Source organism: Amycolatopsis sp. GA6-003, assembly GCF_046267895.1.
GTDB lineage: Bacteria > Actinomycetota > Actinomycetes > Mycobacteriales > Pseudonocardiaceae > Amycolatopsis.
The window spans coordinates 3,496,543-3,510,157 of sequence record NZ_CP176499.1; the positions used below are offsets into that span (position 1 = coordinate 3,496,543).

At 67.4% G+C, this 13,615-nt stretch carries 13 protein-coding genes; 5 read left to right on the forward strand and 8 right to left on the reverse strand.

Annotated features, from left to right (window positions below):
* Positions 1-57: 57 nt before the first annotated feature.
* The 3 genes from gatB to gatC are packed head-to-tail and all read right to left on the reverse strand — an operon-like array spanning position 58 to position 3,373.
* The gene (gatB, locus tag F9C12_RS15340; RefSeq protein WP_409466323.1) at positions 58-1,563 is read right to left on the reverse strand and encodes an Asp-tRNA(Asn)/Glu-tRNA(Gln) amidotransferase subunit GatB; all 1,506 of its coding nucleotides are present in this window, start codon (positions 1,561-1,563) and stop codon (positions 58-60) included.
* Positions 1,560-3,077 carry an Asp-tRNA(Asn)/Glu-tRNA(Gln) amidotransferase subunit GatA gene (gene gatA, locus F9C12_RS15345; RefSeq protein ID WP_409182640.1) on the reverse strand — a complete coding sequence of 506 codons (1,518 nt, stop codon included), beginning with the start codon at positions 3,075-3,077 and terminating at the stop codon, positions 1,560-1,562. The genes gatB and gatA overlap by 4 nt, the downstream gene beginning before the upstream one ends.
* Complete coding sequence (gatC, locus tag F9C12_RS15350; RefSeq protein WP_409182641.1) at positions 3,074-3,373, reverse strand: Asp-tRNA(Asn)/Glu-tRNA(Gln) amidotransferase subunit GatC; 300 nt, start codon at positions 3,371-3,373, stop codon at positions 3,074-3,076. The genes gatA and gatC overlap by 4 nt, the downstream gene beginning before the upstream one ends.
* 221 nt (positions 3,374-3,594) lie before the next feature.
* On the opposite strand from gatC, the gene F9C12_RS15355 reads away from it, so the two are divergent.
* Positions 3,595-4,248, forward strand: coding sequence for an amino acid-binding protein (locus tag F9C12_RS15355; RefSeq protein ID WP_037367388.1), 654 nt, complete (start codon positions 3,595-3,597; stop codon positions 4,246-4,248).
* Positions 4,249-4,501: 253 nt separating this feature from the next.
* Here F9C12_RS15355 and F9C12_RS15360 read toward each other — a convergent pair whose 3' ends face one another.
* From F9C12_RS15360 to F9C12_RS15380, 5 genes are all read right to left on the reverse strand, one after another.
* Positions 4,502-4,903 (reverse strand): PASTA domain-containing protein, encoded by a 402-nt coding sequence (locus tag F9C12_RS15360; RefSeq protein WP_409466324.1) that lies wholly within the window; start codon positions 4,901-4,903, stop codon positions 4,502-4,504.
* A 318-nt stretch (positions 4,904-5,221) separates the two neighbouring features.
* Positions 5,222-5,716, reverse strand: coding sequence for a GNAT family N-acetyltransferase (locus F9C12_RS15365; RefSeq protein ID WP_409182643.1), 495 nt, complete (start codon positions 5,714-5,716; stop codon positions 5,222-5,224).
* A complete protein-coding gene (gene ligA / locus F9C12_RS15370; RefSeq protein WP_409466325.1) occupies positions 5,709-7,868 on the reverse strand; it encodes an NAD-dependent DNA ligase LigA in 2,160 nt (719 codons plus the stop codon). The genes F9C12_RS15365 and ligA overlap by 8 nt, the downstream gene beginning before the upstream one ends.
* 11 nt (positions 7,869-7,879) lie before the next feature.
* Complete coding sequence (locus F9C12_RS15375) at positions 7,880-8,587, reverse strand: hypothetical protein (RefSeq protein WP_409466326.1); 708 nt, start codon at positions 8,585-8,587, stop codon at positions 7,880-7,882.
* A gap of 73 nt (positions 8,588-8,660) precedes the next feature.
* Positions 8,661-9,695: a methionine synthase gene (locus F9C12_RS15380; protein WP_409466327.1), complete on the reverse strand. Its 1,035-nt coding sequence runs from the start codon at positions 9,693-9,695 to the stop codon at positions 8,661-8,663.
* A 146-nt stretch (positions 9,696-9,841) separates the two neighbouring features.
* On the opposite strand from F9C12_RS15380, the gene F9C12_RS15385 reads away from it, so the two are divergent.
* The 4 genes from F9C12_RS15385 (at position 9,842) to F9C12_RS15400 (ending at position 13,610) form a co-directional block, all read left to right on the forward strand.
* Positions 9,842-10,531: a hypothetical protein gene (locus F9C12_RS15385; protein WP_409182648.1), complete on the forward strand. Its 690-nt coding sequence runs from the start codon at positions 9,842-9,844 to the stop codon at positions 10,529-10,531.
* A gap of 113 nt (positions 10,532-10,644) precedes the next feature.
* On the forward strand, positions 10,645-11,688 hold the full coding sequence (locus tag F9C12_RS15390) for an MBL fold metallo-hydrolase (protein ID WP_409466328.1): 1,044 nt from the start codon (positions 10,645-10,647) through the stop codon (positions 11,686-11,688).
* A gap of 51 nt (positions 11,689-11,739) precedes the next feature.
* The gene (locus F9C12_RS15395) at positions 11,740-12,183 is read left to right on the forward strand and encodes an N-acetyltransferase family protein (protein ID WP_409467014.1); all 444 of its coding nucleotides are present in this window, start codon (positions 11,740-11,742) and stop codon (positions 12,181-12,183) included.
* A gap of 152 nt (positions 12,184-12,335) precedes the next feature.
* Complete coding sequence (locus F9C12_RS15400) at positions 12,336-13,610, forward strand: DUF222 domain-containing protein (RefSeq protein ID WP_409466329.1); 1,275 nt, start codon at positions 12,336-12,338, stop codon at positions 13,608-13,610.
* The last annotated feature ends 5 nt before the right edge of the window (positions 13,611-13,615 follow it).

A 13,615-nucleotide genomic window follows, 5' to 3' on the forward strand; every position in this document is an offset into this window, starting at 1 on the left:
CAGGTCAGAGCCAGTGCGCCACTCGCGCCAGGTGACGCGTCGGAGCGAGAAAGCCACTCAGGACCCGACGCGCTCGATGATCAGCTCGCGCACCCGCTTGGCGTCGGCCTGGCCCTTGGTCGCCTTCATGACCGCGCCGACGATCGCGCCCGCCGCGGCCACCTTGCCGCCGCGGATCTTGTCGGCGATGTCCGGCTGCGCGGCCAGGGCTTCGTCAACGGCGGTGAGCAGCGCCGAATCGTCGGAGACGACCTTCAGACCGCGCTTCTCGACGACCTCGCGCGGCGAACCCTCGCCCGCGAGAACGCCCTGCACGACCTCCTTGGCGAGCTTGTTCGTCAGCTCCCCGGAGGACACGAGCCCGATCACCTCGGCGACCTGCGCCGGCGTGATCGCCAGCTCGGCCAGTTCGACCTCGCGCGCGTTCGCTTCCTGCGCCAGCGTGTTGACCCACCAGCCGCGTGCCTCGTCCGGCGTCGCGCCGGCTTCGACCGTCGCCGCCACGAGGTCGACGGCTCCGACGTTCAGCAGGTCGCGCAGCGCTTCGTCCGAGAGCTTCCACTCTTCCTGGATCCGCTTGCGCCGCTCCCACGGCATCTCCGGCAGCGTCGCGCGCAGCTCCTCGACCCATTCGCGCGACGGCGCGATCGGCACGAGGTCGGGCTCCGGGAAGTACCGATAGTCCTCCGCGGTTTCCTTGGCGCGCCCGGACGACGTGGTGCCGTCGGCTTCCTGGAAGTGCCGCGTCTCCTGCCGGATCGACCCGCCTTCGGCGAGAATCGCCGCCTGGCGCGTCATCTCGTACCGCACCGCGCGCTCGACGCTGCGCAGCGAGTTGACGTTCTTGGTCTCGGTGCGCGTGCCGAATTCCGTGGCGTCCTTGGCCATCAGCGACACGTTCGCGTCGCAGCGCAGCGAGCCCTGGTCCATGCGGACGTCGGACACGTCGAGCGCTCGCAGCAGGTCGCGCAACGCGGTGACGTACGCGCGCGCTACCTCGGGCGCCCGTTCGCCGGTGCCGGTGATCGGCTTCGTGACGATTTCGATCAGCGGCACGCCGGCGCGGTTGTAGTCGAGCAGCGAGTGCTCGGCGCCGTGGATCCGGCCAGTCGCGCCGCCGATGTGCAGCGACTTGCCGGTGTCCTCCTCCATGTGCGCGCGCTCGATCTCGACGCGCACGACCTCGCCGTCGTCCAGCGTCACGTCGAGGTAGCCGTCGAACGCGATCGGCTCGTCGTACTGCGACGTCTGAAAGTTCTTCGGCATGTCCGGGTAGAAGTAGTTCTTCCGGGCGAACCGGCACCACTCCGCGATCTCGCAGTTGAGCGCGAGCCCGATCCGGATCGCGCCCTCGACCGCCTTGCCGTTCACGACCGGCAGCGACCCGGGCAGTCCGAGGCAGGTCGGGCACGTCTTGGTGTTCGGCTCGCCGCCGAACTCGTTGACGCAGCCGCAGAACATCTTCGTGTTCGTGCTGAGCTCCACGTGGACCTCGAGCCCGAGCACGGGATCGAACCGCTCGACGACCTCGGCGTAGTCCATCAACTCGGCCACGGCAGTCACTTCGTTCCTCCCAGCTCCGGAACCTGGTGCACGAGCGAGCCGCCGGCAGCGGCGTCGCGCGCGGCCTCGTACGCGGCGCCGACGCGGTACAGCCGGTCGTCGGCGAGCGCCGGGGCCATGATCTGCAGGCCGACCGGCAGCCCGTCCTCGTCGGACAGTCCGCTCGGGACGCTCATCGCGGCGTTGCCCGCGAGGTTCGACGGGATGGTGCACAGGTCGGCGAGGTACATCGCCATCGGGTCGTCCACGCGCTCGCCGAGCTTGAACGCCGTGGTCGGCGTCGTCGGCGACACGAGCACGTCGACCTTCTCGAAGGCCTGGGTGAAGTCGCGCGTGATGAGCGTGCGCACCTTCTGCGCGGAGCCGTAGTACGCGTCGTAGTAACCCGACGAAAGCGCGTACGTGCCCAGCATGATGCGACGCTTCACTTCAGCGCCGAAGCCCTTCTCGCGGGTCAGCGACATGACTTCTTCAGCGCTGTGCTGGCCGTCGTCCGAGACGCGCAGGCCGTATCGCATAGCGTCGAAGCGCGCGAGGTTCGACGACGCCTCGCTCGGCGCGATCAAGTAGTACGCGGGCAGCGCGTATGTGAAGTGCGGGCACGACACCTCGACTACTTCGGCACCGAGAGCGCGAAGCTGCTCCACAGCAGCCTCGAACGACCGCAGCACGCCTGCCTGGTAACCGTCGCCGCCGAACTCCTTCACGACGCCGACGCGTACGCCGGACAGGTCGCCCTTCGCGCCTTCGCGCGCGGCGGCGACAACCGGCGGCACAGGTGCGTTGATGGACGTCGAGTCCATCGGGTCGTGGCCAGCGATCGCTTCGTGCAGCAGCGCGGCGTCAAGCACCGTACGCGCGCACGGTCCGGCCTGGTCGAGCGAAGACGAGAACGCTACGAGCCCGTAGCGCGACACTCCGCCGTACGTCGGCTTCACGCCCACAGTGCCGGTGACAGCGCCCGGCTGGCGGATCGAGCCGCCAGTGTCCGTGCCGATCGCGAGAGCGGCCTCGAACGCCGAAATCGCCGCGGAGGAGCCACCGCCCGAACCGCCCGGGATGCGCGCGTGGTCCCACGGGTTGTGCGTCGGGCCGTACGCCGAGTTCTCCGTGGAGGAGCCCATCGCGAACTCGTCCATGTTCGTCTTGCCGAGGATCACGACGCCTGCTTCGCGCAGCTTGCGCGTGACAGTCGCGTCGTACGGCGGCAGCCATCCCTCGAGCGTCCGGGACCCGCAGGTCGTCGGCATGCCCTTCGTGGTCAGCACGTCCTTCAGCGCCAGTGGGACGCCCGCCAGCGGCGACGCCGGCTGCTCCCCCGCGGCCAGCTGCTCGTCGACCGCCTTGGCCGCGCCGAGCGCGCCTTCCGTGTCGACGTGCAGGAACGCGTGCACGTGGTCGTCCACCGCGGCGATCCGGTCCAGGTGCGCCTGCGCGACCTCGACCGCGGACACCTCGCGCGCGTGGATCTTCGCCGCCAGCTCGGCGGCGGTCAGCTTGACGAGTTCGCTCACTGTTCTTCTCCCAGGATCCGCGGCACCCGGAACCGGCCTTCCTCGGCCGCCGGCGCGGCGGCCAGCGCTTCCTGCTGCTCGAGGCTGGGCCGGACGGTGTCCTCGCGGAAGACGTTCGTCAGCGGCACGGCGTGCGAGGTCGGCGGGACGTCCTCCGCGGCGACTTCGCTGACCTTCGCCACCGAGTCCAGGATCTGGTCGAGCTGGCCGGCGAAAACGTCCAGCTCGTCGTCGGTCACGGCCAGCCTGGCCAGCCTGGCGAGGTGTGCGACCTCGTCTCGGGAAATGTTGGGCACGCGGGTGACTCCCGGGGTGTGCTGTGCGGGTGCTCTCGGAAGCTGCAAGTCTATGGTGACGGCGTCGGACGGTTCGACCGGGTTATCGGGCCGCGGGCGCCGGGCAGGGCGTCCCGCTTGCCGGACGGCGGGCCCCCGCGGGTACCCGGTCTGTCACAATCGGCGCCCGGCAAGCGCGTCCCACGACAGGGCTGGGACGCCTGAGGCGAGAGGGGCGCGTGGTGTCGTTCCTGATCCGGGTCCAGCTACCGGACTCCCCCGGCACCCTCGGCGCGGTCGCGACCGCGCTCGGCACGGTCGGGGCCGACATCCTGAGCGTGGACGTGGTGGAACGCGGCGGCGGGCTCGCGATCGACGACCTGGTGGTCGAACTCCCGTCAGGCCGGCTCCCGGACGCGCTGATCACCGCGGCCGAAAGCGTGGAAGGCGTCGAGGTCGACGCGGTGCGGCCGTACGCGGGCATTCTCGACACCCATCGCGAGCTCGAGCTGGTCGAGGAGATCGCCGCGCAGCCGAAAGCCGGGCTGGACTTGCTCGCCGAAGGTGTGCCGAAGATCATTCGAGCCGGGTGGGCGGTGATCGTCGAGCACTCGGAATCGGGGCCTCGGCGCTTGGCTTCGTCGAGCGCGGCTCCGGAGAACCCGTTCACGGATTTGCCGTGGCTGCCGCTGGAGCGAGCGACCGTCTTGGACGGCGAGGATTCGTGGGTCCCGGAGACGTGGAAGGAACTCGGCACCGAGCTGGCCGCTACTCCGCTGGGCAAGCCGGGGAAGGCAATGCTCGTCGCCCGGCCGGGCGGGCCCAACTTCCGTGCCGCCGAGGTCGCTCGGCTGGCACACTTCGCCGGGATCGTCGCGGTGGTTCTGGACGGGTGACCCATACCTTGGGTCGCCTGTCCTGAAGATTCGCGGGCCGCCGCGTCGAGAGTTCGGCCGAGCTGCTGACCTCTCGGTTGCCGCCAATCGGCCAATCAGCCTGTCGAACGCCGGTGGTCGGCACCCGGTTCGCGGCTGGCCCAGCCGTTCGTTGCCCGGGTTCAGTCGCCGTCCGCTGTCCTCAAGTGCAGACAATCCCCCTCATCAAGGTGAGATTGACGACCGAATTCGCTGACAGCCCGGACGGCGCCAATCAGCACTTGTCGGCATAGAGGGTCACGACCGTGTCAGCAGGCACCACGGTCCCGGGCTTCGGATCCTGCCCGGTCTGACACCAGTTCCGGTCGATGATCATCATCCGCTTCTTCCCGGACGAATCGACCTCGCGCAGGTTGTAGAGCCCAGCCGCCTGCATGGCGTCCTGCGCGTCCTGATGATTCATGCCGGACACGTCAGGGACCTTGATTGTTGCCGGCTGTGCAGCGCTGACCGGCGCGCTTGCGGGTACTGTCGCGGACTGGGTGGCCGTCGCGATCACCGTCTCCGTCGCGACCGTCTTGGAGGTACCACCCGGCTGCGGCGCAGCGTTGCACGCGACGGCAAGAAACGCGGCAACACCGATGACCGGGACGGCAGCTTGAACGAACTTCGCCATGATCACGCTTCCTCGATACGAGTCAGTACTTCACGCGTGACAGCTTGAGTCGAAGCCAGACATCTACCCGTTACAACCGTAGCCGGTTGAAGCTCGCCAAACAGACCCTCCACTCGCGACCGTCCACCAGCGACGGCCGTGACCGTTCACGTCCGGCCGACGCTCTCCGCGAGGCCCGCCAAGGCGCCCGCCAGCTCCCGACGAGAGCCGGGAGAGGTTCGCCAAACCGTCGCCACTCAACGGCGAATACCGGCGGCGAACCCCGCCCAACGCTTTCGCCAAAAATCGGCAAAAGACTCTGACCTGCGATAACGGACCTCAGAAGCCGTATTCGTAGGCGATCAGGTTGACTCCCGGATGCGGATGCCAGTCCCGTTCCGGCAGCCTCCGGAACCCGATCCGTTCGTAGAGCCGGTGCGCCTTCCGCATCACGTCGAGGCTGCTCAGCACGACCCTGTCAACGCCGAGTTCGCGGCCGCGGTCCAGCACTGCCTGGGTGAGCGCCTCCCCGACCCCTCGCCCGCGCGCCGCCTCCGCGACCGCCAGCATGCGGAACTCCAGCTCCCCCGGCCGGGAAATCTCGGACAGCTCGCTGCCCGGCTGGACGACCGCGACCGACCCCACGACCTGGCCGTCCGGATCGACCGCGACCAGCAACTCGGCGTGCTCCGCCCGCCCCGAGACGTCGCGAAGCTTCGCCTCGTAAGCGGCGTCAGTCTCGAAGAATCCCTCGATCCGGTAAGCCTCGACGGTCACCTCGCCGAGCACATCGAACTCCTCGCGCCGCGCCGGACGGATCACGATCTCACTCATCGCCGCCCTCGGCTCCCTCGTCGGCACCGGTGTCGAGCGCCAGTTCCGCAGCCGCCTCCGGGCCGCGCTCCAGCAACGCACGGAACCCGTTCTCGTCCAGCACCGGCACCTTCAACTGCACCGCCTTGTCGTACTTCGACCCCGGAGCCTCGCCCACCACGACGAACGCCGTCTTCTTCGACACCGACCCGGCGGCCTTACCGCCGCGCGCCATGACGGCTTCCTTCGCTTCGTCACGGGAAAACCCGTCGAGCGAACCGGTCACCACGATCGACAGCCCTTCGAGGTTGCGCGGGATGGACTCGTCGCGCTCCTCCTCCATCCGGACCCCGGCCCGTCGCCATTTTTCGACGATTTGCCGGTGCCAGTCGACCTCGAACCATTCCTGCACCGCGTGCGCGATGGTCGGGCCGACGCCATCGACGTCCGCTAGTTCTTCCTCGGTCGCGTCCTCGATTCGTTGCAGAGAACCGAATTCGCGCGCCAATGCCTGCGCCGCGGTCGGCCCGACATGCCGGATCGACAGTGCGACGATCACCTTCCACAGCGGACGATCCTTCGCCGAATCGAGGTTCGCCAGGAGCTTCCGCGCATTCGCCGACAGCTCGCCGGCTTTGGTGCGGAACAACTCCACCTCGGCGAGCGAATCCTCGTTGAGGTCGAACACGTCGCCCTCGTCGGCGACCACCCTGGCGTTGAGCAGCGCGACCGCCGCTTCATAACCGAGCACCTCGATGTCGAACGCACCGCGACCGGCGAGATGGAACAGCCGTTCCCGCAACTGCGCAGGACAGAACCGCGTGTTCGGACAGCGGATGTCCTTGTCGCCTTCCTTTTCATAGGCGAGCGTCGTGCCGCATTCCGGGCATTCGGTCGGCATCACGAACTCGCGTTCGGCACCGGTCCGCGCGTCGACGACGGGTCCCAGCACCTCGGGAATCACTTCGCCGGCCTTACGGATCACGATCCGATCGCCGATCAGCACGCCCTTGCGCTTGACTTCCTCCTGGTTGTGCAGGGTCGCGCGCGCGACCGTCGAGCCCGCGACCTTGACCGGCTCGGTGACGGCGAACGGCGTGACCCGGCCCGTGCGCCCCACGCCGACCTGGATGTCGAGCAGCGTCGTGATCGCTTCTTCCGGCGGATATTTGTACGCGATCGCCCACCGCGGCGCACGCGACGTGGTGCCGAGCCGACGTTGCAAGGCGACCTGGTCGACCTTGATCACCACACCGTCGATCTCGTGCCCGGCGTCGTGCCGATGTTCACCCCAATAGGCGATGTGCTCGGTGAGTTCCTTGCCAGTCCGCAGTACTCGCGTGTGCGGCGACACTGGCAGTCCCCAGGCCGCCAGCGCGTCGTACGCGTGCGACTGCGTGACGGGCTCGAAACCGTCGCGCTTGCCGAGGCCGTGGCAGATCAGCCGCAGCCGACGTTCCCTGGTGATTTTCGGGTCTTTCTGCCGCAGCGACCCGGCAGCCGTGTTGCGCGGGTTCGCATACGGCAGCTTGCCCGCCTCGACCATCTTCGCGTTGAGCTCGAGGAAGTCCTCGACGCGGAAGTAGACCTCGCCGCGCACCTCGACGAGCTTCGGCACCGGGAACTCGTCGGTGCCGGTGAGCTGGTCCGGTACCTGGTCGAGGGTGCGGATGTTGAGCGTGACGTCCTCGCCGGTACGCCCGTCACCGCGGGTAAGCCCCCTGGTGAGCTTGCCGTTTTCGTAGAGCAGGTTGACGGCCAGGCCGTCGATCTTCAGCTCGGCCAGGTACTCCGTGGACCCGATTTCCTTCTCGACGCGCTCGACCCAGGCGAGGAATTCGTCGGTGTCGAAGACGTTGTCCAGGCTCAGCATGCGCTCGAGGTGGTCGTGCGCGGTGAACTCGGTGGAGAACGTGCCGCCGACGTTCTGGGTCGGCGAATCCGGCGTGACCAGCGCCGGGTACTCGTCCTCGATCTCCTGAAGGTCGCCGAGGAGCGCGTCGAACTGGCCGTCGGAGATGATCGGCGAATCCAGCACGTAGTACCGGAACTGATGGCCGCGGATCTCCTCGGCGAGCGCTCCGTGGCGCTCGCGCACGTCGGCCGGTACGTCGGTCACGTCCTGGGCGGCCTCCACGGCCACCTGGTCTGGGGGAAGGTCGGTGCTGCTCACGGGTGGTGAGCCTAGCCGGAGGCACCGACACTTTCGTCCGGTTGCTCCGTCAGCCCGCGGACCAGCTCCCGGAACTCCAGCAGATCGATCGTGCCCTCCGGCGCGGCCTCGGCGGTCTCGACCCGGCGCAGCCGCTCGGCGGCCAGACGCTCGCCCAGCGTCGCGTCGAGCGGCAGGAACGTCATCGTGGTGCGCGAATCCTCGTCCAGATCCGCGAAAGCGGGATGGTGGACCGCGACGTCGACCACCCCGTCGTCCACCTGCGCGACGACCCGGACGTCGGCCAGCGAGATGCGGTGTTCGCCCAGATTGACCGTTACCTCGGTGGGGTCCGGGACCGGAGGCACCGAATCGTGGTACTCCCAGATCGCGTCGTCCGGCGGTCCGGCCGCTTTCCACGCGTCGGTGTACGGGCGCAGCTCCGGGTCTTCCTGCCCGCTGACGACCAACGCGTAGATGGCGGTCCGGCCGCGTTCGAGCGAGAAATGCAGCCGCGGGTGGAACGTCTCGACCAGCACGCACAGGTCGTGCTCGACCCGATGCGGCTCGCCCTCGCCCAGCGCAGCACTGATCTCGGGCAGGAGGTCGTACCACCCTTCCCAGAACGCAGCTGCCGCAGCGACCGCGTCGGACGGCACGTGCTGCTCAGGCCACGGCGTACGAGGATCCGGCGGCGCGGCTTCGGTGTCGGCTCCCGAGCGGCGACGGAACAAACGCATGATTCGGAATTTCCCCCGGTTGTTTCTCTTCACCAGCCACGGTACGCGGCGCGACGGCAGCACGTCCGCGGAATCACCACTTCTCCGGCGGCTCCACGAACGCTTTGCCCAGGTCGCGACTAAGAGCGAGGGCGCGGCGCATCCACTCGTTCGTGGCACCGGCCAGACCGCACGCAGGCGTCGGAACAGCACGCTCAGCCAGGATGGAACGGTTGAACCCCAGCCGGTCCACGAGCTTGAGCGCCGGCGACGCGACGTCCTTCAGCCCCGGAACCGTCACCGGGTCAGTTGCCGGCACGAGGCCCAAGAAGAACGAAATCCCGCTGTCCCAAGCCTCGCCGATTTCGTCCAGAAGCTCGGCAGACGCCCCGGCGAGCATGCTGATGTCGAACGCGACAGCCCCGGCGCCCGCGGCACGGAAGAGCGCGATCGGCGGCCGCGGAGCGCAGCAGTGGACGATGACCGGCTGCCCGGTCATCGCGCCGATCCGTTCGATCGTCGTGGCAAGCAGCTCCCGGACCTCGGGCTCAGGCACCGCGGGGACGTTGCCGTATCCCGACGGAGTAGGCAGTTTTCCGGCGAGAACAGCGGGCAACGTCGGCTCGTCGAGCTGCACGACCACCGGCGCGTCAGTCCTCGCGGTCAGCTCCGCGACGTGCTGAGCAAGCCCGTCGAGCAGCGACGAGGTGAAGTCCCGCAACGCCCCGCGGTCAGTAAGCACCCGGTGCCCGCGGGCGAGCTCGACCCCCGCGCCGAGCGTCCAGGGCCCGGCGATCTGGGTCTTGAGAACCGCCGGCGCACCAGCGTTCTCACGGGCGGCCTGGACTGCGTCGAGGTCCCACTGGAGCAGGTCGCGCCCCCGCCGATGGTCGTGCCCGGGCCTCCCGGCGACGCGGTAACCGCTGGGCACCACCTCGATCGCGAGGTCGACGAGCAACGCCGCGGTCCGTCCGACCAGGTCGGCACCGACGCCGCGAGCCGGCAATTCGGGCACATACGGGAAGCCGGGAAGCTCTCCGAACACCACGGCAGCGGCCTCGACGGGATCGGTCCCCGGCATGGACCCGATTCCAGTCGCCGCGCCCGCGGGCCAAGGTCGTTCACTCACAGGCCGGATTGTCGCGGAACGGGCGGCCGCCGTCCGCACCGCCCCTGCGGACAAGCTTCACCCGACCGCGCGGCAATAGCCGGACATTCGCCGCATATCCCTTTGCCTGCACCGAATTCGCGGTCATCGCGTTAGTCTGGATCGTCATGACCAGCCCCGCCCCGCCACCGCCCGGCAAAACACCCGGCGACGCATCCGCCCGGGAGCCGCGGCAGGGCAGCATGCCCGGAGCACCGTACCGCCGGGCGTCAAACCGCTCCTTTGAGCGGACCCTCTTCACTGAGCCGGTCCTTTACGTCAGCCGCGAGGCAAAGCCGACCGCCGCCGGCCAGGAGTACGGCGTATTCGACCGCCACGGCCTCCGCATCGGCGGGGTTGCTGTCACAACGCCCAGCTTCCTGCGCAAAGTCATTCAGCGTCTGCGGAAATCCGACCAGTACGTAAGCCGCAAGTTCGAGGTCCGTGACGCGAGCCAAAGCACTGTCCTCAAGGTCGCGAAACCGTCGAAGGATCCGCTGGCCCGCTTCGTAGTCACCCGCGCGGACGGGACGCCAATCGGCGAAATCATCCCGACCGACGCCGGCCGCGTCCGTTTCGCTCTTCGCACCGAAGGCAAGACAATCGCAACCGTCGTCGCCAGTGGCCGGCAACGACGGGAAATCACCGTCGAGGACGCGGCTGGCACCGAGGTAGCCCGCGTCGGACAACCATCGCCGGAGCTTTCGCCGGTCAGCGGCGACTCCTACCTTGTCGAGATCCCGCTGCAGGTCCCCGAGCCGCTGGCCAGCATGCTCGTCGCGACAACGTTGACTATCGACATCGCGCTCACCGCATGACCCGGTTGACCACGTGACCGGAGTCTCAGTCCCGCCAGGTGGACAGCGACCGAATTACGGCCCAATGTAAGGAAAGTCCGGGACGCCGAAGTCCCGCCTGGACGGAGGTCGCCGTGGAGCCGTTGCCCGAAGGCAGTAACTTGAACTGGGCCGATCCCGGGGTCTACGAAGTGGCCGCGGGCGTCTACCGGATCCCCTTGCCGTTGCCCAACGACGGCCTGCGCGCAGTCAACGTCTACGCCGTCACCGACGGCACGAACCTCGTGCTCGTCGACTCAGGGTGGGCCCTCACCGAGTCTCGCCAATTACTGGCCGACGCGCTCAAGGCGATCGACGCCGAACTCGGCGACGTCCGCGAGTTCCTCATCACCCACGTTCACCGCGACCACTACACGCAGGCAGTCGCGCTTCGACGCGAGTTCGGCAACCGGATCGCTCTCGGCAAGCTCGAGCAACCTTCGCTCGACGCGAGCGCCAACCCGAACCAGTTCCCCATGCAAGCCCAGCTCGACCTCCTTCGGCTCAGCGGCGGACAAGAAGTCATCACCGCGCTCAGCAAGCTGTTCGGTTTGGAACCTCGCCACACAGAGGCAAATCTCTGGGAAGAGCCGGACGAATGGCTGACGCCTGGCCGGCGAGCAGTGCTGCCCGACCGCGAGTTCGAAGTGGTCCACACCCCAGGACACACCAACGGCCATGTGGTTTTCGTCGACGGCGCGGCCAACCTGTTGTTCTCAGGCGACCACGTGCTCCCGCACATCACTCCGTCGATCGGCTTCCAGCCAGTTCCGGCTGAGTTGCCGCTGAACGACTATCTCGACTCCCTCCGTCTGGTTCGAGGCATGCCGGACCGTCGCATGCTGCCTGCGCACGGCCCGGTCACCGACAGCGTGCACGCCCGCATCGATGAACTTCTAGAACACCACCGGCAACGGCTCGAAACGATGGCGGCTCAGATTGCAGCCGGAGCAAGCACCGCTCATGAAGCCGCCAACCGCCTCGGCTGGACCCGCCGCGGCCGCAAACTGTCCGAAATGGACGCATTCAACCAGATGCTCGCCGTCCTGGAGACCGGTGCGCACCTGGATCTACTGGTCTCGCAGAACAAGCTCGAAGCCGAAGACGTCGACGGCATTCGCCGCTACAAGACCACGTAGGAGCCAACCGCCCACGGCTCACCCGGTGGAATACTGACCCGCGTGCCTCCTATCACTGTGAGACGAGCTCGCGCCGACGATGTCGAAGCGATCGTTCAAATGCTTGCGGATGACCAACTCGGAGCAACCCGCGACTCACCAGCTGACCTGGAGCCCTACCTGCAAGCGTTCAAAGCCATTGCCGCAGACCCGAATCAGCTGCTGGTAGTCGCAACCTCAAACGACCGACCGGTAGCAACACTTCAGCTGACGATCATCCCTGGCCTCGCGCGGCGTGGGGCACTTCGCGGGCAGATCGAAGCTGTGCGGGTACACCGCGATCACCGCGGTTCAGGCATGGGCGCACAACTCGTGCAGTGGGCCATCGACGAATCGCGACGACGCGGCTGCAACCTAGTCCAGCTCACCTCGGATACAACGAGAACGGCAGCGCACCGCTTCTACGAAAGACTGGGCTTTGTCGCGAGTCACACGGGCTTCAAGCTGCATCTCTGATCACCCCCTCCACGCAGCTTCAGCCGGACACGCGCTCGATCACCCGGCTTCCACCGTGCCAGAGTCGTCACGCAAAAGCCAAGCTATTGCACGAGGGGCCCCTTCGTGCAATTTAGCTGACTGTGCTCGAATAAGTGCGTATCGTGACGAACATGAGCAAGTCGACCACGCCGGCGGAGCACTCCGGCAAGACCAAGAACACCACCGAAACCGCAGACCTCGCCTTCCTGCTTCGCGCCATGCACGCGAACCTCAACCTTCTCGATCGCCTGCAGCCAGACCAGCTGATGGCGGCGGTGAAGGACGCGAACCGCCAGATCGCCCGACTGCAGGCGTTGCAGCTGCATTGCATGGCGGGCATGCGAAGACGAAGATCAGACCCGCACGAGCTGGCGTGCGAGTTCGCGCTTGCCTTGCGTATCACCGATACCCGAGCCGGAGCGATGATCGCCGCCGCCGAAGCTCTGGCTCAGCGCCTGCCTCGAATCTTCCGGCTGATGGATGAGGGAAAGTTCGATCTCTATCGCGCCATGAAGGTCACCGACGGCACCAGCCAGTTGTCCGACCGCCATGCACGGATGGTCGACTACCTGCTCGAACACCGGCTCGAGGACAAGAATCCGACCCAAGTCCGCAAGGCAACCGCTTACGCCGCAACAAAAATCGACCCCGACGGTGCGATGAACCGACTGGCTCAACGGAAAGCCGAGCGGCGCGTCATCCTGCAGCACCAAAGCGAAGGCATCTCGCGGCTCTCCGTCGACAACGCCTCGACCGACAAAGCCACAGCGGCCTACCTCCGCGTGGACAAGATCGCTCGATCGCTCAAAACAGGCGACGAGAAACGCACTCTCGACCAGCTGCGCGCTGACGTCGCGATCGATCTCCTGCTCAGCGGCAAAGGCGGCGTTCCAGAGCAAACCGAGGTGTACCTCTATGTCGATCTGAAGACATACCTCGGCCTCAACGACGATCCCGGCGAACTCGCCGGCCACGGTCACATCCCGGCCGAGCTCGCGCGCCACATCGCCACTGGTCCCGACACGGTTGTCCGCCGGGTCATCACCGACCCGCTGACCGGGCAGGTGATCGAGGTCGGCAAGTTCCGGCACCGGCCGAGCATCGATGTCGACGAGTTCGTGCGGATCCGCGACCGCGAGTGCCGACAGCCCGGCTGTCCTCGGCCCGCGCAGAACTGCCTCACGGAACCGACTGGGCCTGATTCCGCGGACACAGACTCGACTCTGAGCTACTGCCTACGCCACCGCCGTCTCAAGAATCGAGCCGACTGGAGCTACGAGGTCATGCAGGACGGGAAGCTGATTGTCACGACACCGACAGGCGAGAAAGCTGAAAGCGCACCTCCGCCGCTGCACGACCCTCAACCCACGCCGGAACAACCTGGAGAGGAACGCCTAGGCGCATAAGAAGA